The organism is Bradyrhizobium sp. S69, from assembly GCF_009766005.1.
Taxonomy (GTDB): domain Bacteria; phylum Pseudomonadota; class Alphaproteobacteria; order Rhizobiales; family Xanthobacteraceae; genus Bradyrhizobium.
In genome coordinates this window covers 1-20,818 of sequence record NZ_LMUK01000015.1, presented here as the reverse complement: position 1 = coordinate 20,818, position 20,818 = coordinate 1, and the positions used below count along the sequence as shown (strand labels likewise).

Annotated in this window: 12 protein-coding genes and 1 pseudogene; 9 read left to right on the top strand and 4 right to left on the bottom strand. The window is 57.4% G+C overall.

The features are described from left to right. Positions 1 to 97: 97 nt before the first annotated feature. Positions 98 to 451 (top strand): annotated as a pseudogene (locus GSQ88_RS04895) (SOS response-associated peptidase family protein); the annotation flags it as partial. 174 nt (positions 452 to 625) lie between these two features. Continuing rightward, complete coding sequence (locus GSQ88_RS04890; protein WP_159006267.1) at positions 626 to 1,375, top strand: hypothetical protein; 750 nt, start codon at positions 626 to 628, stop codon at positions 1,373 to 1,375. Here the strand turns inward: GSQ88_RS04890 and GSQ88_RS04885 are convergent, their stop codons facing one another. Next, a complete protein-coding gene (locus tag GSQ88_RS04885) occupies positions 1,376 to 2,056 on the bottom strand; it encodes a hypothetical protein (protein WP_159006266.1) in 681 nt (226 codons plus the stop codon). It abuts the gene before it with no gap. Further along, on the bottom strand, positions 2,043 to 2,195 hold the full coding sequence (locus GSQ88_RS04880; RefSeq protein WP_159006265.1) for a hypothetical protein: 153 nt from the start codon (positions 2,193 to 2,195) through the stop codon (positions 2,043 to 2,045). The genes GSQ88_RS04885 and GSQ88_RS04880 overlap by 14 nt, the downstream gene beginning before the upstream one ends. A 278-nt stretch (positions 2,196 to 2,473) precedes the next feature. Between GSQ88_RS04880 and GSQ88_RS04875 the strand changes: the two genes are divergently transcribed. The 5 genes from GSQ88_RS04875 (at position 2,474) to GSQ88_RS04855 (ending at position 11,679) form a co-directional block, all read left to right on the top strand. Then, the gene (locus GSQ88_RS04875; protein ID WP_159006264.1) at positions 2,474 to 3,232 is read left to right on the top strand and encodes an ImuA family protein; all 759 of its coding nucleotides are present in this window, start codon (positions 2,474 to 2,476) and stop codon (positions 3,230 to 3,232) included. After that, positions 3,147 to 4,655 carry a DUF6504 family protein gene (locus tag GSQ88_RS04870; RefSeq protein WP_159006263.1) on the top strand — a complete coding sequence of 503 codons (1,509 nt, stop codon included), beginning with the start codon at positions 3,147 to 3,149 and terminating at the stop codon, positions 4,653 to 4,655. The genes GSQ88_RS04875 and GSQ88_RS04870 overlap by 86 nt, the downstream gene beginning before the upstream one ends. Next, positions 4,652 to 7,936, top strand: a complete 3,285-nt coding sequence (locus GSQ88_RS04865) for an error-prone DNA polymerase (protein ID WP_159006262.1) — start codon at positions 4,652 to 4,654, stop codon at positions 7,934 to 7,936. Before GSQ88_RS04870 ends, GSQ88_RS04865 begins: the two co-directional genes overlap by 4 nt. An 86-nt stretch (positions 7,937 to 8,022) precedes the next feature. Next, entirely contained in the window at positions 8,023 to 10,716 is a 2,694-nt protein-coding gene (locus GSQ88_RS04860; RefSeq protein WP_159006261.1) for a TrlF family AAA-like ATPase, read from the top strand. A gap of 99 nt (positions 10,717 to 10,815) precedes the next feature. Further along, on the top strand, positions 10,816 to 11,679 hold the full coding sequence (locus GSQ88_RS04855; RefSeq protein WP_159006260.1) for an SMODS domain-containing nucleotidyltransferase: 864 nt from the start codon (positions 10,816 to 10,818) through the stop codon (positions 11,677 to 11,679). A 1-nt stretch (position 11,680) separates the two neighbouring features. Here the strand turns inward: GSQ88_RS04855 and GSQ88_RS04850 are convergent, their stop codons facing one another. Continuing rightward, a complete protein-coding gene (locus GSQ88_RS04850) occupies positions 11,681 to 12,460 on the bottom strand; it encodes a hypothetical protein (protein WP_159006259.1) in 780 nt (259 codons plus the stop codon). A 377-nt stretch (positions 12,461 to 12,837) separates the two neighbouring features. Between GSQ88_RS04850 and GSQ88_RS04845 the strand changes: the two genes are divergently transcribed. Both GSQ88_RS04845 and GSQ88_RS04840 read left to right on the top strand, forming a co-directional pair. Next, positions 12,838 to 17,880 (top strand): NACHT domain-containing protein, encoded by a 5,043-nt coding sequence (locus GSQ88_RS04845; protein WP_159006258.1) that lies wholly within the window; start codon positions 12,838 to 12,840, stop codon positions 17,878 to 17,880. Between the two features lie 132 nt (positions 17,881 to 18,012). Further along, positions 18,013 to 20,103 carry a tetratricopeptide repeat protein gene (locus GSQ88_RS04840; RefSeq protein WP_246735063.1) on the top strand — a complete coding sequence of 697 codons (2,091 nt, stop codon included), beginning with the start codon at positions 18,013 to 18,015 and terminating at the stop codon, positions 20,101 to 20,103. A 381-nt stretch (positions 20,104 to 20,484) separates the two neighbouring features. Here GSQ88_RS04840 and GSQ88_RS35155 read toward each other — a convergent pair. Next, a partial coding sequence (locus GSQ88_RS35155) for a hypothetical protein (protein ID WP_210253747.1) occupies positions 20,485 to 20,818 on the bottom strand: 334 nt, incomplete at its 5' end.

The following is a 20,818-nucleotide window of genomic DNA, read 5'->3' as shown; positions in this document are numbered from 1 at the left end:
TTACAAAGCAGGCAGCGCAACAGACCAACCTGTAGGGGGTCAATTTTGGACGCCGATCCCCCGGCTTAGGGGGTCAATATTGCAGGCCGAATGACAATTCACGTCCTTCAGCGAATTTAACAAGGCCGAAGGCGGCGACGTATGGTTCGCCCTCAACGAGAGCCGGCCGCTTGCGGTCTTTGCCGGAATCTGGACCAACTGGACGTCGGTCCGAAAAGTGAAGGAGGGCGAGACCGCGAACGATCTGTTTGCGTTCCTGACCACCGAACCGAACAATGTCGTCGGCCCCGTGCACCCGAAGGCCATGCCCGTCATTCTGACGACACAAGATGAAATCGAGACCTGGCTGACGGCGCCGCCGGAAGAGGCGCTTAAGCTGCAGCGGCCCTTGCCGGATGACGCGCTGCGGATCGTTGCGCGTGGCACGAAAGAGGACGGCGGCGAAAGCTGAGGTCTGATGGGGGAAGCGAAACGAAGACGACTGGCGATCGAGAGCGGACCCTGCCGATGCGGCTCATCGAAGGCGGCGGGCTTGTGCTGCTTTCGAGATGGGCGCTGGCATAAACAACCCGCGGTGCTCGGCCTTCGCTCTCTGCCACCCGGATCGTCGGTTGATAAATGTTACATGAAAGAACTGGCCACTTGTAACGGTGGTGTTTCTCGTGAACACCTGATTTCTGAATCGATTATCCTGTTGCTCAAGGCAGATGGCGATTTCACAGTGTCGGGGGTGCCGTGGCTACCCGAAGGCGAAGCGAAGATCATCGGCTCCAAGGCGCTGACCGCGAACTGCCTCTGCGAAAAACATAACAGCACGCTTTCGCCGCTGGATTCTGCCGCGCTCTATTTCATCACGGCGCTCAAGTCGTGCTTGGACAAGGTTGCGACGGTTCCTCATTTTATTGTGTCGGGCCACGACATCGAGCGATGGCTGCTCAAAACAGTGAAGGCGATGGCTACGTCGGGAAATATTGCGCGCGGCCGGGAGCGCCTTTCCGGAGCGTTCACGACCGATGTTGCCGTATTAGAGATGCTTGACGATCCAGGTGCGTGGCCTCAAGGAGCGGGCCTTTACTGCGTCATGAATAGCGGTGATCTCACCGAGAACCACAATCGGTTTCAGCTTCAGCCGTACATGACCGCGCAAGACGAAATATGCGGCCTCGCCGTGGGCATCCTTGGACTCATTTTCGTGTTGATGTTGGACCCGCGCGAAATTGGGCAAGTAAAAGGGTTGAACGCGCAAAATTTTAGGCCGGGCGAAATTACTGTCAGCTATCCGGGATTTGTGAGCCATATTACGCTGAGCTGGAATGACACCAAGGCGCACAGGCCGTTTTCGCTCCAATATCTCCGCGACGTGCCGAGGCCCTGATTATTCTCTGGCGAAATCCGGATCACGGCCCTTCGTGCCGAGATGCGTGTAGGGATCAATAAAGGGCAACCGGTAAGCGTTCGCAGTCCCGCGCTCATTAGAGCGGCTGGGGACATGCTCAACATGGACCATTCCCACTGAAGCGAGAAGGCTGATCCCGGTCCTTATGCGTTGCCGGGCGATCCCGGTATATTGTTCAATTTTGTCGTAGCTGATATGCGCCATATTGGTGTCGTTCGAGCGGCGGCGGGCAAAAAGATAATAGAGCTTCAGCGCGTGCAACTCGTTCATCGTGCGCAGATGGAAATTTTCAAAGCCGATAATCCTGCCGGCGTTGTAAAGCCCTCGCGCCGGAAGTTTCGACCAACCACCAGCCTCGCTATAATTCAGAAGTTGAAACGTACTACGGCCCGATGGTGTCCTGTCGATCACTTCAAGCTTTTCGAGCACAGATAGCCCCGCTGAAATTTTCGCACGGCTTAGCCCGGTGGCGAGCGATAAGCGATCATACGTGCAGGCTGACACGCCCTCGTCATCGGCGTGATGGGCCAGGGGCGCCAGCACCATCAGCGCGGCGAGGTTATTTGACCCGCTGCCTTCGGCGCTTGTCCATTGAAGCTCTTTGAGCCTGCCCGTCTCGATCCATCGCGACGGAAGCCGGACCCATTCACGCATCTTCATCGCGGCGCTCCTTCGCGACAGTGAGAACAGCGTGGATCGCAAACGCCGCCAATCCAAACGCCGCCAACATCACCAACACAGCCAAGACGCCGCCCGACATGCCGCCGAACACCGCCAACCAATCCACCACGTCCTTCATCGAAGCCTCCTTCAGTTTTGAGCTTCGATTTTTTAAGGGGACGACCAAACATATATCTAGAGACAGTATAGGTCTTTAGGAAGGCTGGTGTGGGAAAAAGTTCAGCAAATAAAGCTGGTTATGGAATATTCAACTGGTTCATAAAAGGTCCCAAAACAGTTCATGGGCGAGGCTTTATGAACCGTTTAACCCGCTGTCTTACGCCCTCACCGGTTCTCGATTGACTCTAGCGGCAATGAGAACAAAGATAGAACATTCATTTTAGAGGAGACCCATGGATGGCTCAAGCCAGCCCGCCAATTCCTGTTGCCGAATTGCGCCGCTGGCTCGAGCGGGCGGAGCGGCGCGGACACGCGCCGGGTTTGCTTTTGCCATTCGGCGTGGGGGAACTCGACGGGCATTTGCCGGGCGGCGGGCTTCGCCTTGGCCATCTCCACGAAGTAGTGGAGGGAGGCGCAGCGGCGACCTATGCGGGCTTGGCGACGCTATTCGCCGCCGGCATCGCCGCGCGTCTGCATGGTCCTGTGTTGTGGTGTCTGCGAGGACGGGACCTTTTTGCGCCCGCACTCGCGCGTGTGGGGCTGCATCCTGACCGCGTCATCTATTGCGAGACGTGGAAAGACCGCGACGTGTTGCCCGCGATGGAAGAGGGCCTACGCTGCAAGGGCCTCGCCGCCGTCATTGGGGAAGTAACCCAACTCTCGTTGAATGCATCGCGCCGTTTGCAGCTTTGCGCCGAAGAGACGGGCGTCACCGCGCTCGTCATTCGGCGTTGGCGTAATACGAAAGAAAAGGGCCTTGCAGGCGAACCAAACGCTGCAAACTCACGCTGGCGTGTCTCGCCACACCCTTCGAACGAAGAAATGGAAGACATGGGGCGCCAGCAATGGCGGGTTGAGTTGGTGCGTGCGCGCGGGGGCGAGGCGCGGGAATGGATTATGGGGGCATGCGATGCGAAGGGTTATCTCGCTCTTCCTGCCGCGCTGGCCGAGCGATCGGCTGCGGCGGAAGGCGCCGGATATCGCCGCGCGGGATAAGCCTCTCGTGACGGCGATGATGGAAGGGCAACGGCGTATCCTTGCGAGCGTCGATGACGCCGCGCATCGCGCGGGTTTATCCGTGGGGATGACGGTTACGCATGCGCAATCGCTCGTTCCGGAACTCTGCGTCGTCAATGCCACGCCGCAAGAGGACGAGGCTGCGCTCGTCCGCCTCGCAATCTGGTGCATACGGTATTCACCGCTCGTAACACCGGACCCGCCCGATGGCGTCTTTATTGACGTGGCGGGGTCGGCGCATCTGTTCCAAGGCGAAGCGGCGCTTCTCGCAGACCTATGCGAACGGCTTAAAGCTCAAGGCATTTCGGCAAAGGCCGCGCTGTCAGATACGCCCGGGAGCGCCTGGGGCTTGGCGCGCTTTGGGCAGACCGTGCTTGTCTCGCCGGGCCGCGCTTCGGAAGCCATCGCAAGTCTGCCGATTGCAGCGCTTCGCCTCGCCCCCAGCGTCATTGCTTCACTGCATGAAGTCGGGATCGAGCGGGTTGCGCAACTCGCGAGCAAACCGCGTTCTAGCCTTCATCTGCGCTTTGGCGGCGATGTGCTGCTTCGTCTCGATCAGGCGCTTGGATCGCGGCAAGAGGCGTTGTCCTCCATCCTGCCGCCTGAGCTTCCCCGGACGGAATTGCGTTTCGCCGAGCCTATTGCCGATCCCGAAGACTTGAAGCGCGTCATCAACAAATTGAGCAAAGCACTATGCATCGAAATGCTGTCCCGCGGCATTGGCGCGCGCCGGCTCGATCTGGTGTTCTTGCGCGTCGACAATATCGCGCAGAGTGCCCGCATCGGCCTGTCGCGGCCTTACCGGGAACCCAAGCATCTTGTGAAGCTTTTGGCGGACCGGCTCGTCGTCATCGATCCCGGCTTCGGGATCGAGATTGCGTCGCTTACCGCATCATGGGTCGAGGCTCTGGCGGAGCGGCAAACCATTGGCGCGCATCTCGCCGAAGACGGCAGCCAGGTCGACGTAAGCCAGCTTGTCGATACGCTTGGCGTGCGGCTTGGATCGAAGAATGTCTATCGGCTCGCGCCCGTTGAAAGTGCACTGCCCGAACGCGCCATGCGACGCGTTCCTGCACTGCATGCCACCAACGGCGCGGCATGGCCGGAACACCTGCCGCGTCCGGCCCGGCTATTTGTGCATCCCGAGAAGATTGAAGCAATTGCGGCCATTCCGGATCATCCGCCGCGCTTTTTTATCTGGCGTGGTATCCGGCACATCGTCGCGAAGGCAGATGGGCCCGAGCGCATTCATGGCGAATGGTGGGTCGATGAGAAAGAAACCCAGCTTGTGCGCGACTATTACCGGGTCGAGGCTGAAGACGGTACCCGCTATTGGCTGTTCCGCGATGCGCCGACGCAAGATGGCGGTGCGTGGTGGCTGCATGGGGTGGGCGAGGCATGAACTACGCCGAGCTTCAGGTCACGACACATTACTCTTTCCTGCGTGGCGCGTCGTCGCCGGAAGAATTATTCGCCGCCGCCGCTCTGCTCGGTATCAAGGCGCTTGGCATCGCTGACCGAAACTCGCTTGCCGGTGTGGTGCGGGCGCATGAAGCGGCAAACACGACGGGTGTCCGCCTGCTAGTTGGTTGCCGCCTTGACCTGCAATGCGGAACGTCCTTGCTGGTCTATCCGACCGACCGCGCGGCTTATGGTCGTCTCTGCCGTCTCTTAAGCCTAGGCAAAAGTCGCGCGGGCAAAGGCGCATGCCATATCGACTGGCCCGATGTGCAAACCTGGAGCAAGGGTTTGCTGGCGGTGCTGCTGTCGGACGATACAAAAGCCGAATTGGCGGGGGAATTGGCGCGGCTGCACCGCATTTTCGGGGACCGGGCCTATTGCGCGCTGACGCGGCGCTTTCGTCCCAATGAAGCTTTGCGGCTACGCACGATCGCTAACGCCGCCTCAAAAGCGGGCGTGCCAACAGTAGCGACAAATGATGTGCTCTACCATTGTCCGACGCGCCGTCCGCTTCAGGACGTCGTCACCTGTATCCGTCTTCACACCACGATCGATAATGCAGGGTTCCAAAAAGAGCGCCATGCCGATCGGTTCCTCAAGGAGCCCGCTGAAATGATGCGGCTTTTCCCCAAATACGCCGAAGCGGTTCGGCGTACCTGGGAGATTGCCGGGCGCTGCCGGTTCTCGCTCGATCAACTCACTTATACTTATCCGACCGAAACGCTGGAAGATGGGCTCAACGCACAGGAACGTTTGGAGAAGCTGACATGGGAAGGCGCGGGGCGGCGCTATCCGGAAGGTTTGCCCGACACGGTAGCCACGCAGCTTCGGCATGAGTTGAACCTGATCGAGCGCATGGAATATGCGCCGTATTTTCTCACCGTAGAAACCATCGTCCGCTTCGCGCGCTCGAAAGGCATTCTCTGCCAGGGCAGGGGATCGGCGGCAAACTCCGCCGTCTGCTACGTGCTCGGTGTCACCTCCATCGATCCCGTCCGGCAAGGCCTGCTGTTCGAACGCTTTGTAAGCGAAGAGCGACGCGAACCACCCGATATCGATGTCGATTTCGAGCATGAACGGCGCGAAGAGGTCATCCAGTGGATTTATGAGACTTACGGGCGCACGCGCTCGGCGCTGACGGCGGTGGTGAGCCGTTATCGCGCGCGTGGTGCGGTACGCGAAGTGGGAAAGGCGCTCGGGCTTCCAGAAGATGTCACAGGCTCTCTGGCCCGGTTGATCTGGGGGTGGAGCACGGACGGCGTTGCGGAACGTGAAGTCAGGGAACTGAATCTCAATATGGAGGATCGGCGCCTTCGCCTGACGCTTGACCTTGCCAAGCAACTGATCAATACGCCGCGGCATCTGTCGCAACACCCCGGCGGCTTTGTTCTCACGCTGGATCGCCTCGATGAGTTGGTTCCGGTCGAGCCCGCTGCGATGGAGAACCGGCAAGTCATCGAATGGGATAAGGACGATATTGACACGCTGAAGTTTATGAAAGTCGATGTGCTCGGCCTTGGCATGCTCGGCTGCATGCGGCGCGCCTTCGACCTGCTCGATAGCGGGAAGGGGCAACGCCTTAACCTCGCAACCATCCCCGCCGAAGATCCCGCGACCTACGCGATGATTCAGAAAGCGGACACGATGGGCACGTTCCAGATTGAATCGCGCGCCCAGATGTCGATGCTGCCGCGCCTCAAGCCAAAAACATTCTACGATCTCGTGATTGAGGTGGCGATTGTCCGTCCCGGTCCCATACAAGGCGATATGGTGCACCCCTATATTCGTCGGCGGGAAGGGCGAGAGCCGGTGCATTTTCCAACGCCGGCGTTGGAAAAGGTTCTCGGCAAAACGCTTGGCGTTCCGCTGTTTCAGGAACAGGCGATGCAAGTCGCCATGGTGGCGGCTGGCTTCTCGCCAACGGAAGCTGACCAGCTTCGACGCGCCATGGCGACATTCAAATTTACGGGCGGCGTGAATAAGTTCCAGGACAAACTCATCAGTGGCATGCTCGATAATGGTTATACGGAAGAGTTTGCCGCGCGCACCTTCCGCCAACTCGAAGGCTTCGGCAGCTACGGCTTCCCGGAATCCCACGCCGCAAGTTTCGCACTCATCGCCTACGCTTCAAGCTGGATGAAATGCCACCATCCGGACGTTTTCCTTGCCGCGATCCTCAACGCCCAGCCAATGGGCTTTTACGCACCGGCCCAACTCGTCCGCGACGCACGGGAGCATGGCGTAGAGGTCCGCCCGGTTGACATCAACAATTCGGACTGGGATTGCAAGCTCGAGCCGGCGGCTACCGCGCTGAAAGCGGTCCGCCTTGGCTTCTGCACGGTTCGGAGCCTGAACCAGAAAGACGCCGAGCAACTGGTCGATCGTCGCACGTTCAACAGGATCGAGGGGGGCCGTGCTGACCGTGAGTTCAAGACCATAGAAGAGGTATGGCGGCGCGCTTCAGTGCCCGTTGCGACCCTTCGGCATATTGCGTCGGCTGACGGCTTCGCCGGACTAGGCCTGTCACGCCGGGATGCGGCATGGGCCATCAAGGCTCTGCGCGATGAAGCGCTCCCGCTCTTCGCGGCGGCAGATGATCGCGCCGGTATCCTTCGGCCTGAAGCAACCGAACCGGACGTCACCCTACCAGCGATGACCATGGGCCGCGAAGTCGTCGAGGATTACCGCAGCCAAGGTTTAAGCCTGCGCGGTCACCCGGTAGGCTTTCTTCGCGAGCGGTTACAGGAGCTTGGCTATCAAACCTGTAAAGCCGTGCAGAGCACGCCGAACGGCAAACGCATCTCTATCGCAGGCCTCGTGCTGGTGCGTCAGATGCCGGGCTCGGCCAAGGGCGTCATGTTCATTACCCTCGAAGACGAGGGTGCAAATGCGAACCTTATCGTTTGGCCGTCCGTATTTGAGCAGAACCGTCGCGCCATCCTCGGCGCCACCCTAATGGGATGCCGCGGGCGCTTACAGAGCGCCAATGGCGTGATCCACGTAATAGCCGAGCAAATCCTCGATCTATCAGGGGAGCTCAAGCGCGTCTCCGGCCTCGATGCCGCATTCCCGATGGTGTCAGGCCGCGGCGACGAAGCGAAAACAGGTGGGAGCGGCCTGGACAGCCGCGAAGCCAAAGCGCCCATGACACGGCCCCGCGATATGTACGTGCCCGACCTTCATATCGATACGCTAAGGGTGAAAACCCGAAATTTTCGATAAACGCCGGGTTCCAGTCATTCAATCATTGCGCTAGACTTATTTCATTCTCCCCTTTTTGGTGTGTTTGAGCGACCTAGGATTGCTGCATGACAGAGGGTATAGAGCGGATATTGCAAGAGTCGGTTGGCGCTCAGTTCGTTCGGGCCGACCTTCATATTCATTCGTTTGGTGGTTCTCACGACGTGCGCGATCAGACGATGACAGCGCAAAACATTGTCTCCACTGCGGTCGCCGAAGGTCTTTCGATCATCGCGATTACCGATCACAACGAAATCACAAACGTGGAAGCCGCACTGCAACATGCGAGTGGCACATCGCTTACCGTGATCCCAGGCATCGAATTGTCGACGCCGCAGGGGCACTTGCTCTTGTACACCCCGAGTTTGGCGGAACTTCAGCGGCTGCATGGTCAGTTGAAAATCGTCGATCGCGGCAAGCAAACTTCACGGTGCCAAAACGCGATCATGGAATGCCTTGACATGGTCGGCAACCTCAACGGCTTCGGCGTACTTGCTCACGTTGACATTCAGTCCGGATTTGAGATTGAAAATCCAGGCGCGAAGCCGCACAAGACAGACGTTCTTTGCCATCCGGCCTTGCTCGGCATCGAACTTAAGGTCGGCACCTCGCCGATCAGCTATTCCGACATCGATCCAGACGCGCAACGCGCGCGCATGGGTCAAGAACGCATCAAGCGTCTCGGTCTCGGCAGCAAGCAGTTTCTGGCCCGGGTGCTGAACTCAGATGCGCATTCCTTATCAGCTCTGGGCAGAAACGCCTCAAATGACAGGAAAGTTACGCGCCTCAAGATGGAAACCCCGTCTTTCGAGGGGCTGAAAATTGCCTTGGAAGATGCAGATGCTCGCGTGCGTATTGAAGACCAAGTGCCCGATGTCATCCCACGTATCATGGGCGTGACATTTGAAGGCGGATTCCTCGATGGGCAAACGATTCAATTTGGCCATAACCTCAATTGCTTGGTCGGAGGGCGAGGAACGGGAAAATCGACGGCGTTCGTTGCCGTGCGCTGCCTCTCCGGTGGCGCCGACGAAACCGGCGTCGTTGACTCTGAAGTGTGGCCCGACCTGCTCACGTTGTGCTGGGAAGATCAAAGCGGACAACAGCACACGTTAAGCCGAATGAAAGACGGCGAACTCCGAAATGAGGACGACGAAGACTTCGGACCTACTACTTTTGACATTGATTGCTTCGGCCAAGGCGAGGCGGCTAAAATTGCCTTGGAAGCAAAGACAAACCCGCTCGCACTGCTCGAATATCTCGACAAATTCGTGAACATCTCCGATGCCACCGAAGAAGAAGAGGCCCTCCGGGAGACCTTGCTAGCGCTTCAGACCGAAATCGAAAAAGCTGAGCAAAAAGTGGCGTTGATCCCTCAGTATGAGCGGTCACTCGCTACCACTCGGCAGCAATTGACGGCTCTGCAAAAGCCGGAAGTAAAGGAGCTGATTGCGCTTCAACGCGCATTGGCTGCCGAACGAGAAATTCGTCGGGAGGTGATCGATCAACTCGCGGCAGCGAAAGATAGCATGGACGGCACGACAGGTCGTGAGGCCATCGAAAGCATTCTTGGACTCGCTGATCCGGGCGAACTAACCGTCGGTGCGAATGAGTACCGCGCTATTGTTACGGGGGCCAACACCCTGAACAAAGCAATGGACCGCACCGAAGCGCAAGCCAAGACGGATCTCCAGGCGTTCGAAGCGATCGTAATTGCTCAGCTTGTTACGTGGAAACATAAAGATACCGAGGCGCAGAAAAAGATCGACGCGAAACGACGTGAACTTGAGGCGCTGAAGGTCACGTTTGATATGTCGTATATTGCCAAGCTTGCTAAAGATGAGGCGAGCCACCAACAAAATGTCAGCAATCTGCGATCGTGGATTCCGCACCTGGAAGCAAAGCGAAAGGAAAGGGCCGCCGCGCTCAAAGAGCGCTGGCGCGCGCGCGCGAAAGTCTACGGGCTTCGGGACGCGTTTGCGCGGAAGGCTTCCGCGACTTTGAAGGAAGCACTGACGGACCTCAAGGTAAGCTTGAAGTATTCTGAGAACGCTCATTCGCCGGAGGCAACAAATCAGATTATACAAGCTATGGGTTGGCGGACGAACCAGCAGCCGCGTGCAACTTGGCTTGTGGAAATCCTCACAGTTCCGCGCCTTTTGGAAGCGATCCAAAAATCGAGTACGAAGCCGATTACGGACATAAAGACAGATGAGGGCGTGCAGGTCTTCGATCAGGCCGAAGCGAAAGGCATAATCGAAAAGCTGAGTGAACCCGCAGTGCGATTTGCCTTAGAGCGGGTCAAAGTTTTCGATCTACCGCGTTTGTCGGTCACCCGTGAAGTTTCCGACGCCGGCGGGAAGAAGCGCTTCGTTGTTCGGGATTTTTCAAAACTCTCACTCGGCCAACAGCAGTCCGTACTGCTTGCACTTATTCTGTCGTCGGACAGCAACAGGCCGCTTATCATCGATCAACCCGAAGACAATCTCGACGGCGAGTTCATCTACTCAACGCTCGTTCCAGTCTTGCGTCGCGCAAAAGAGCGCAGGCAGGTGATTATCGTTACGCATAACCCGAACGTGGCAGTTTTGGGCGATGCCGAACAGATCGTCGTCATGAAGGCTGTGAATGATCACGGGACGATCGTATCGCGCGGCTCAATCGACCATGTCGCAACGCGAGATCATGCTTGCGCCATTCTTGAGGGTGCCCGTGAGGCGTTCTTACGTAGGGCCAAGATGTATGGAATCCGGATACAGTAGGGCTTCAATTGGCTCTCTGATAGGTTGTGAAACCTGCTGCAGCTCACAAGGCTGACCGAATAATATCAAGGACATTCTTGAATTTGCTTGAGAGATTACATGGCAACATCGATTGATGGCGGCTTCACCTCATTGAAGCAGAACTTGGAAATAACCGGGCTGCAATCTGCGACGGTATCCACTCGCCAACAGCGCGTTCGAGAGGCCATCGAAAAGGAAATAACCGTTCTTTCGTCGTTTCTTGCTGGTTCGTATCAACGCTCTACGATGATCGCGCCACTCTCAGAGGCGGACATCGATATCTTCATTGTGCTCGATCCGTCATATTTCGAAAAATACACGCCCGCAGCGCTGCTTGATCGCGTGCGCACGGTGCTGCTGAAAACCTACAACACAGGCACTCGGATTAGCCGCAACGGACAAGCGGTAACGCTGACCTTCTCCGACTTCAAGGTCGACGCTGTGCCTTGTTACAATCGAAAGGGCGGCGGCTTTCTGATTCCCAATTCGATCGGCGGGAACTGGATATCAACCAACCCTCCCGCCCACGAGGCCCATACCACCGCGTCCAACAAGGCCCACAACGGAGATATCGTGCCGTTGATCAAAATGATGCGCCGTTGGAACAGGGAGATCAACAGCGCTTTCAAGGGTTTTTACCTTGAACTGATGACCATCGACATTCTCAACAACATCACCATCACGGACTATCCGAGCGGCGTGCGGTATGTTTTGGATAAAGGTCGCGAGAAGATAAAATTTAAACAGATCGATCCCGCCGGCTATGGGGATCAAGTCAATCCGCTCGACAACGTCACGACTGTTGAAGATGCGGTGAGCCGTTTCACCACTGCCTATAATCGTGCAGTCAAAGCCGAAGGATTTGCAGCCAACGGCAAGATTCCCGCGGCTTTTGACGAGTGGCGAAAGATCTTCGGCGACTACTTTCCTGCTTACGGGTGATTCAAAGCTTGAGCGCAGATTTTATCTGATCCCACTCGCGGGATAGCGCGTCATTATTCTCGAAGAAGAGCTTGGATGAGAGAGCGATTCCGGCATTCGCCTTGCCGGTCTCGTAGAGCCCAAAGAGTTCGATGACCTTCGCGAAGAGGACCCTCTTTGATGGTGAGCTTTGAAACAGGGCGTAAGCCTGACTATAGACGCTCTGACATCGCATTCGGAACCATTCAAGACGTAGCCAGCGGGAAAGCAACTGCTCGCTGAAAACGGCTTGGGCAGCGGTAGACGCGATGGCGAGGTCGGTTTTTCGGTACAGCACGGCAGCCAGAAACAAAACCACATAGGCACCGATGCGCACTCGCTCCCAATGCAGCATCTTGAGGGCTATGGCCTTACTAAAATGGCTATTCTCCATAATGATGACGCCTAATCGGCGGATAGGGTCAGTCTCGGCGTTGTTGTAGTATCCTTCTGTCTTTTCGACCGTCAGCGCGACGTTCGATGCATTGCTGATCAATTCTGCGCGCCGACCGTCTTCGGCGGAGGGACGCCAGTACAACTTGATAGCGATGCCTGAGAAAAACACGGTCAGTACCGCGAACACGAAACCGATCTGGACCAAATCGTAGAGCGACGGGTGTTCGGCCTTTTCGATCAAGAGCGCGGCGAATGAAAGTAGCGCGGCAACGTAAAATGAGATGTCGGACACACGATCGGCGATTTCGAGCGGCCTGAAATGGCGCTCGCCAATGGGATCATGCCTCGTCGGCGGTGCATCGCTCATGACATTGTCTCGTGTCGTGCTTTCAATGTAACAGACGGCGATCGGTGATCATGTGCCAATCATATGCCATGGAGAAAAATGTAGCGCGAGGCAACAGACGGCAAAGACGAGGCGTATCTAACTGACACCAATAGGTTTTTCGATGTAACGGATGGTAGTGGGTGCGAAAGCACTGCAGTATATGAGAAAGCCCGCCAGAGGCGGGCTAATTCATTGATTTTATTATAGAAAGTGTGTAGGCTGCTAAGGTAGCGAAAGCTCTATCCAGTGGCAAGCGAGCAAACGGCTTCGATGGCGGTGGAGAAACCAGAGCCCTGTCGGCACCAGCGGTTGCTCCGAAAAATCTCGTGTTTCAGGACTGTGGGCTGGAGCGTAGCATGAGCAGCGCGGAGATGACTCAACTCCAGCGAGGCGATTTCGGTAGCGAGACTACGGCCTCAAGCCGCAACGAAAACGACATGGCGACGATAAAAAGGAAATCTTCACAAACAACCGATGCGTCCGTTCGCGAGGAAAATCCCGTATGGCTGACAGAGGAGCCGACAGGTCCGCGGTCGTTGCCGCCCGTGATGCCGCTTGCGGCGACCCTCAATTTCCTCGGCCTCGGATGGCCAGACTTCGAGCGCCTGTGTCGTCGTCTGGCGGCGAGCGCGGGCGACGTTGTGGCGGCGTGGGCCTACGGTTCTCAAGGACACAAGCAACTCGGCATTGATGTTCTCGTCCGTAAGAAGGATGGGACGTTTGAGGCGTGGCAAAGCAAGCGCCATCAAACGTTCGCCCCGGTTGACGTTTGCGATGCAATCGAGGCGTTTCTCGAAGCCGATTGGGCCAAAGTCGCGAAGCGGTTTGTGTTGGCGGTCGCGTGCGCCCCAACGCCAGGCGTGATCGACGAAATTGAAAAAGCGAGAACGCAGCTTGCCGAAAAGGGAATCGAATTTGAGCCCCTGTTCGTCGACGGACTGACGGATCGCCTGCGGCCTGAGCCTGAGATCGTTCACGACTTCTTTTCGCGTGAGTGGGTCGAAGTAATTTGTGGCAAGGATCGTACTGATCTGCTCAACGATCGCCTGTCACGGTTCGACATTGCAGACGTTCGGAAGCGGCTCCTGGACCTCTACAGCACGTGGATCGCGACCGTAGACCCAGGTCTGCCGCTCGCGGGCCACGACGTCGATGGCCGCCCAATTCCTGCGCCACGGCTCTCGCAGCGATACGTGCTGCCCGACATTCAATTGGGTCCGGCGGGCGGGGACTCCACACCTCAGGAGCAACCGCAGGACAGTCGCCCAAGTGGACCACAAGAGACCGGGAAGCGCGATGACCGCGTGAGTGGCGACAACGCCTCATTGCGCACGATTGCAATGACGCAACCCCGTGAAAAAATGATCTCGGTTGCGCAATTTCTCGCTGAAACGCCGAACGCGGTTATCAGCGCGGAAGCGGGTGCGGGCAAGACCACTTTTTTGCGATATGTCGCACTCGAAATTCTGTCTGATACGCCAATGGAGGCTCTGCGGATCCGATATGGCGGCCAAGTGCCAGTGTGGATCCCATTCGCCCTTTGGGCGCGAATGACGGAAGATGCCGGGCAGCCAGTTGCTATTGAAGATGCCGCGTGCCGGTTCATTACTGCGCTAGGAGACGCTGCGCTCGGCAACTGTGTGCGGCGAGCGATCGTCATGCGTCGTTGTGTGTTCCTTGTCGACGGTATCGATGAAGCGCGCAATCCCACCGTTGCAGGTTCGCTCCTCGTTGCGCTGACGGTGACATCAGAACGGCTCGGCGTTGGAGTTCTCGCAACATCGCGCCCCCATGGTCTCAAAGCATTGAGTGGCATAGGAGGAAATTGGGCGCGCGTGCGCCTGGCACCACTGTCGGACACGCAACGCGGGGCTCTGACAATGCTGTGGTATCGAATCTTGGAGCGTCAGGAGCTTGGCGCTTTGGCCGCTGATAGTGCCGTGGAAGTCGCGGCACAGCGTCGCTCGGACAATTTCATCGATGCGCTGGCCAAAGCCTCGGGCATCGTGCGCCTCGCGCAAACGCCGTTGTTTTTGCTCGCGCTTTTGAAGTTGCACCGGCTCGGTCACGATTTGCCGCGTAACCGGTTCGAAGCGAGCCGTGAGATCGTGAAGCAATTGCTCGATGACCAACCACGTCGCCGTGCCAAGGATGCGGGTCGCACCGACAGTCCCGTCATCGATTCCCGCGCCCGCGATCGTATCTTGGAGGACTTTGCATTTGCGATTCACTCTGGGGAACTGAAAGGCGTCGTCGCGGATGGGGCGCTGGAACAAGACGCGGTGGATCGCGCGACTGCCTTGGTGCAGCCTCGGGTCGGGACCCTTGAAGCGGCGGAAACGCAAGCCCGATCGGTTCTCAGCTTTTCCGAAGAGTCCACGGGACTTTTGGTGAAGAAGACGCCGGACCACTTAGGGTTTCTCCATCGCTCGCTCCAAGAATACTTTGTTGGCCGAAAACTAGCGCAGCTGACGAGCGCCGAGCGGGTCGCCTTCATCAAAGCCAACGGGTCGAATAGCCTCTGGTCTGAGCCCATTCTCTACTTGCTGAATCAAATCGAACAAGAGCAGGAGGTTGGCGTCCTTGTCGACGCAATTCACGCGGCCGATGCCACCAATGTGGCGAGCAAGACGGCGCGCGAGGCGCTCTTGACCGCCGCAATCTTTGCCGACTTCGCGCACGACATTCCGAAAGTTCGGGAGTTAGTACGCGCACAATTTGTCGAGCTTGAACTCTTCGCGTGGGGGGAGCGCCAGCAGCAACTCATTGCAGGCGTGACCGATGGGCTGTTCTCGCAGGCACTTACCGATCAATGTTCCGCCAAGATTTCGGAATGGGTGCCGGATTATCATGGATATGGCAGAGCCGGGGCCATAGGCGCGATCACCGGTTGGGACAAAGCGGGCCAGAAGGCTGCAATTCCAGCCTTGCTGCGCGTTATTGCAGGCGATCAGGAATACCTCAGTCGGGCGACCGCGCATGTGCTCGCTGCAATCGCCAAGGGCGATGCTGCAATAAAAGCACAGCTCCTTGAGTTAGTCAGGCTACCGCGATCGATCGAAACTCTTCATGCAGCTTTCCTCGCTCTCGGTCGAGGCTGGGGTCGCGACGGCGACGTCGGGGCACTCGCGAAGGAGTTTCGGCGAAGCGCTAGCGGAAGCCTTCAGATCGATGCCATCCGCGTTCGCGCCGACCGCGGCGAAGCTGACGAGGATGACTTCAACATCTTCGCAACGCTTGCTCTCGACTATGATCGATTTCAGGAAGGCATCACGGCTCCCGACCTGGTGGCGCATTTCGCGACGACGATGCAGCAGCAACTGGTGCACCGGATTGAGCGCGCTTTGTCACGGGCCGATCATCGTGGCAGCCAGCGTGCGCTCGTTGGCTCCTTGGTGCTGGCAGACCGAGCACACAAGGACATAGAACGCCATCTTAAAGACCTGCTCCAGCAAGACTACGTGTTCCACGAACTCTTTACCCGAGGCAGCTTCCCCGTGGATAGCGTCACGTGGACACCTGACCTGCGGGCAATCGTCGAGACGCACGTTGCGAAAAAAGAAAGGCACTTTGACTACGAACTGTATGGGGTAAGCAAGGTTCTCCCGCTGCCTTCAATCAAAGCGCAACTTCTAAAGTCGATGAGGGGTGGCGAGCCGGATTTCTGGACTTCCCGAGCGCTCGCTGAGGTTTGGGGTAAGAGCGATCCCGAAGTCGTCGCCGCGTTCGGGTCGTTGATTGGTGCCTCGGCTAATGTCCTGTCGATGGCGGGCGATGAGCTGCCGCTCATTATTGACAACGCCGCGCTATGCCGATCCGAGATTATCCGTGCGCTGCGCGAGAAGCCGCGGCGTTCAAGCTTCCTTCTGCATGGCCTCAAGCGTCTCGGCATTGCGCCATCCGACGAGGAAGCCGTCAGGGCGTCGCTAGAAGCAGGCGATCTCACTGGTCCAACATTCATGGACGAGGAGTGGCGCGCTTCCCTTGTTGATACATTTCCGCAACACCCAGAAGTGCGGGCCATCGCGATAAACGAGATCACGCGATACGACGGCAACCTAAGTGTTGTTGCCCGTCAGTATGGCCTAGAAGCCTCGATCCGCGACGCAGTCATCAAAGTCATCAGTCCACTATCGCAGCCAGGCCGAATGGCACTCGTTGCGATGCTTGAGCCAGCGGCTCAGTCGAGTGAAGTCGCATTCAAGCTATTGGCCGAGGCGCGCAAGGACGCCGAAGGCGCGGTGCACGGCGAGGCGGTCATGGCTTGGGCGAAGGCAGCTGTGACAATGGATCGCGTGTCAAAGAACGATGAGGCATTTCTCGCGACAGAACTCAAATCGATCGGACCTCAACTTGACCATCGGCGCGCCGCCGCCGTGGTCGCCCTCGGGATGGCCGACAAGCTTTCTCATTTCGTTGAACTCAAAGACTACAAGAAGGAGCCTGAGACTATTCGGGTTACCAGCGTCTCGTTCACGGGTGCCAGAGACCGCTATCTCGATCGCATGTTGCCACTTTGGGATCGCTTCTCTTCCGCACTAGGCGGGGACGAGCACGTGTTGGCGCGTCTCGAACTCAACCCAGAAGTTTCGATGAGCGCTTTGAACAGCGGCGTCAGAAACGCCGAGCATCTCTTCGCGTTGCTGAACAAAATGGTCCCCAGCTCGGTTCATGCGCGATCGGATGAACACATGATGGCGCTTGTGAAGTTCGCACCGGAGAGCGACCAACTTCGCGAAATGGTAACGGAGACGATACTTCGACGAGGGTTCGGGAACGACGGCCGGGGTTTGCGTTCGAACCGCGAGCAATGGCCATTCATGGTCGCAGCCGGTGTTTTCGCCGACCTGTTTAGCCGGAATGCTGCGCTGTTGCGCGAAGTGACCGAAGCCTTCGATCAGAGTCCGCAAAACGCAACCGCGGCTTCGGCACTTGCCGAAGTCACATTACGTCGTCCGGATGCAGCGATCGATGAGCTGTTGGCTACCAAGGCAGCAGGCGTGAGATACGATATGGTCAGTGCGTTCCGCGTAACCGCTGCCGTCGGCGACATGAAAAGCTTAATCGGCTTCATCAACGATCTGATGAAGAAAGACCCGCGTGAAACTTATAGCTGGAATGTCGGCTATTGGGTTCCTGCGGTGCTGCGCCGTATAGCAAGAGATCCGACTGCAGCCGACGCCATCATCGGTGCACTACCAAGTACGCCATCAAATTCGGCCCGGCTGTCCCTTCTGGCATTACTCGGCAAAGGTAGTGCCGACAGAGCCAAGGTTCAGCCCGTGCTTTTGAAGGCCTTGGCGGAGGATGAAATGTCTGATGTGCCGTGTTTCGGCTTCGACATCACGGCGGATCAAAGCCGCTTGTTAAGGCATGCCGTACGCGAGCTTCTCGCGTAAACGGTCATTTGGTCAGGATATACCGTTGGCGGTGCGCCGAATTGCGGTCGACCTGTTCGGAAAGAGTGATCAGACATCGGCTGTACATGGCGGCCTCACCCGGCCGCTTTCGCGAGAAACCATAGAGAAACGGTGGCTAACGCGGGTTGGAATGAGCTGAAGCTACTACTCGAATTGGTTCTTGTTATTATATTGGAAGAGGAAGCTTTAAGAGCGGCTGTTACTTTCCGACATGAAGCCAAAGCAATTATGAGCCATTTTGACGATTTACCGCGCCGTGACCGAAATCATGAGATCGAGGACGAGGCGATCGCCGCTTTCCTGAAGCGGATAACCGAGAGTGGCGCTTTTGTTTCGCAGGTATCGGACCGCAAGGACTATGGGACTGACTGTCAGATCGAGGCGCTGGACAGCGGGCAGCCCACCAATGCTCGTGTGCACGTCCAACTCAAGGGAACTGAGAAGGCGCTGAACGCCGACGGGTCTCTCAGTGTCGAGGTGCAACGCTCGAATCTCAACTATCTGCTTATGCAGACCTACAGCGCTTACGTTGTCTTTCATGTGCCGACGGGCTCTTTGCGCATCCGCACAGCGGAAAGCGTTGTTCATCAATATGAGCATGGCGGCAGAAATTGGACCGACCAGCAGTCATTGACAGTCTCCTTTGTTGAAGAGCTAACGGTCGAGCGTCTGGGCAGGCTCGCCGATATCGTACGTTCCGAGGCAAAATCGGCGCGCGATCGGCGGGTCGATCAGGTCGGCGTGGCTGCGGCGGACCTCTCCAGCCATGTTCTGAAGTCTCCGCCGGATGTTCACGTTCCGGAGGAACCGGCACTGGCGCGCCAGCTCCTTTTCCAACTCTACGAGAAAAATGCGGACGAGGCGATCAGCGCTGGTTTTACGAAATTCGCGGCGGTTCTTGGTGCTGGGAGTGAAGAAATGGGCATCTGCTACATGTCCGAAATCAATCTCGGCATGGATCGCATGAGCCGCCATCCAGAGCGGATCGAGGAGGCCATAAGCTTTTTCCTGTCAAGGCTCACTAGTGATCGTCCCACAGTCGGCGGCGTGCACTATACTATTGGTAACGCGTTCCACGCTCTCCGGAACGAAGAGGAAGCAAAACGCGCCTTCGAGGCGGCGCTCGCCGACCCGAAGCTTACTGCCTTTCCGGACCTTGCGGCTCAGGTCCACAAGAATCTCGGCTCCAGTTACGAGTTACTCGGTGATCTTGAACGAGCGGTGCATCATTACCACGAAGCTTTACGATTGAATCCCGACCTTGCGGAGGCCCACAACGCCTTGGGCAACCACTTTGTCCGCCTCGGCAAGTATGGCGACGCCTTGCACCATCTCGATCAAGTCGTCTTCTCGGATCAAAAACAGGGTCGGATTTCTGCGGTCACTGGCTGGCGCGCTAACGTCCTTTTCAACCTTGGCGACGGTCGTGCAGCCTTTCGCGAAATCAATGGTCTTGTGGCCCAAGCAGACCGCCTTCCTTGGATATGGCCATGGTGTGGCCGTCTGGTCGCCAGTTTCGGTCGCGCAAATGTGGACAACGCCCGGCAAGCTGCACCCTTCTGGCAGCGCTTTGTAAAGGCGAACCCCGAGCACTCCGCCTCGCGGCGGGAGCTTCTCATGACAACGTTCTATCTGCGCGGCAAAGGGGAAGATGTCGGCAAGAGCTACAGCGAGTTTCGCGAGGAATTCGATCACCACATCGCCCACATCGACGCGGAGGACGCCGCGCTACCCTGGGATCGTCTGGGCCATTGGGCACAGAAAGAAGGGGACTGGGCAGAAGCGGAGCGCTGCTTTCGCAAGGCCTATGAAGTGGAGGGCGGTGAGTACGGTTATTGTCTGGCGATCGCTCTCAAAGAGTTGAATCGGTTCGAGGAAAGTGTGCCGCTGCTGCTGGAGCAGGCCCAGACCGTTCAGCCAGACGCCATGAGCTGGTTTCAACTGGCATCGTCTTACGAAAACCTTGCCCGCTGGCCGGAAGCTTTCGACGCCTACCAGCGCGCGCTTGCGCTTGACCCAAACTATGCCGTAGCGAAGTTCAATCTCGGAGGCGCTCATTGGAATAGCGGTAACGCAGAAAAAGCCGTGGAAATTTGGACGGAGGCAATGGAGCTCTTTCCTGACCATGAACTCAGCGCCGTGCTCAAGCGCGATTTCTCATTACTATTTGATGATCCGGCTGTTGACGCTGACCCGAGTTAGACTCCAATTGTTCGGTGAAAACTCGCCGTTTCGTCTAACAAAAACGTCTAACATCGCGTCATACACATGCGAAATTTCTCTGCAGTGTGAAAAATCTTGGCCATTGATAAATGGTTGAAGTTACGCAGGAAAACCGATACTCTCTCGATCACTGGAACATCAACCAGAGGCTCCTAGGGAGCGCCAAGTCCTCGCTTGTCGTCAGCAAGAGACAGAGTTCCACACTCTCGCGGCAGCATGTGCCCGAGCATCTGGTCATTGCGCAGAGAATCATAAGGTTGAGTGCACTGTCGCCGTAACTCAAACCCTGTTCAACTGCGCTCTGCACATCGGGCATAATCAAGAACGGGCATCGAGGCCGATCAGTTCCGGCCCCCTATCTCAGGCCTCTGAGATCGCAGATGGCAGCACGAATATCTTGACGGACTTCCTAAATTCTTCGTGCAAGGCCGCGTCTCCATCGTGCCTGATAAACGGGACGCCGTCCGTGGCGGCCTCCGGTGTTACCTCAAGCAGGCCCCCTTCGGGTGGCTCGACCAAAGAATGAGCCATGACGATCCAGTACGGCTCGCCCGTCATTTGCGGCGACAGAACCAGGTAACCGAAGACGTGCTTTAGGGTATCCCTCCGCCAAAGGCCGTCTTGTTTGAGGGACGCGAGGGCTGCAGGTCCTAGGGGTAATCCTAGGAGAAGCGCTATGACGATTTCGCGGGCA

Coding starts and splice junctions, on each gene's coding strand:
- GSQ88_RS04870 (WP_159006263.1), top strand. CDS start 3,147: ATGCGAAGGGTTATCTCGCTCTTCCTGCCGCGCTGGCCGAGCGATCGG.
- GSQ88_RS04860 (WP_159006261.1), top strand. CDS start 8,023: ATGACAGAGGGTATAGAGCGGATATTGCAAGAGTCGGTTGGCGCTCAG.
- GSQ88_RS04855 (WP_159006260.1), top strand. CDS start 10,816: ATGGCAACATCGATTGATGGCGGCTTCACCTCATTGAAGCAGAACTTG.
- GSQ88_RS04885 (WP_159006266.1), bottom strand. CDS start 2,056: ATGAAGATGCGTGAATGGGTCCGGCTTCCGTCGCGATGGATCGAGACG.
- GSQ88_RS04890 (WP_159006267.1), top strand. CDS start 626: ATGAAAGAACTGGCCACTTGTAACGGTGGTGTTTCTCGTGAACACCTG.
- GSQ88_RS04875 (WP_159006264.1), top strand. CDS start 2,474: ATGGCTCAAGCCAGCCCGCCAATTCCTGTTGCCGAATTGCGCCGCTGG.
- GSQ88_RS04865 (WP_159006262.1), top strand. CDS start 4,652: ATGAACTACGCCGAGCTTCAGGTCACGACACATTACTCTTTCCTGCGT.
- GSQ88_RS04880 (WP_159006265.1), bottom strand. CDS start 2,195: ATGAAGGACGTGGTGGATTGGTTGGCGGTGTTCGGCGGCATGTCGGGC.
- GSQ88_RS04850 (WP_159006259.1), bottom strand. CDS start 12,460: ATGAGCGATGCACCGCCGACGAGGCATGATCCCATTGGCGAGCGCCAT.
- GSQ88_RS04845 (WP_159006258.1), top strand. CDS start 12,838: ATGAGCAGCGCGGAGATGACTCAACTCCAGCGAGGCGATTTCGGTAGC.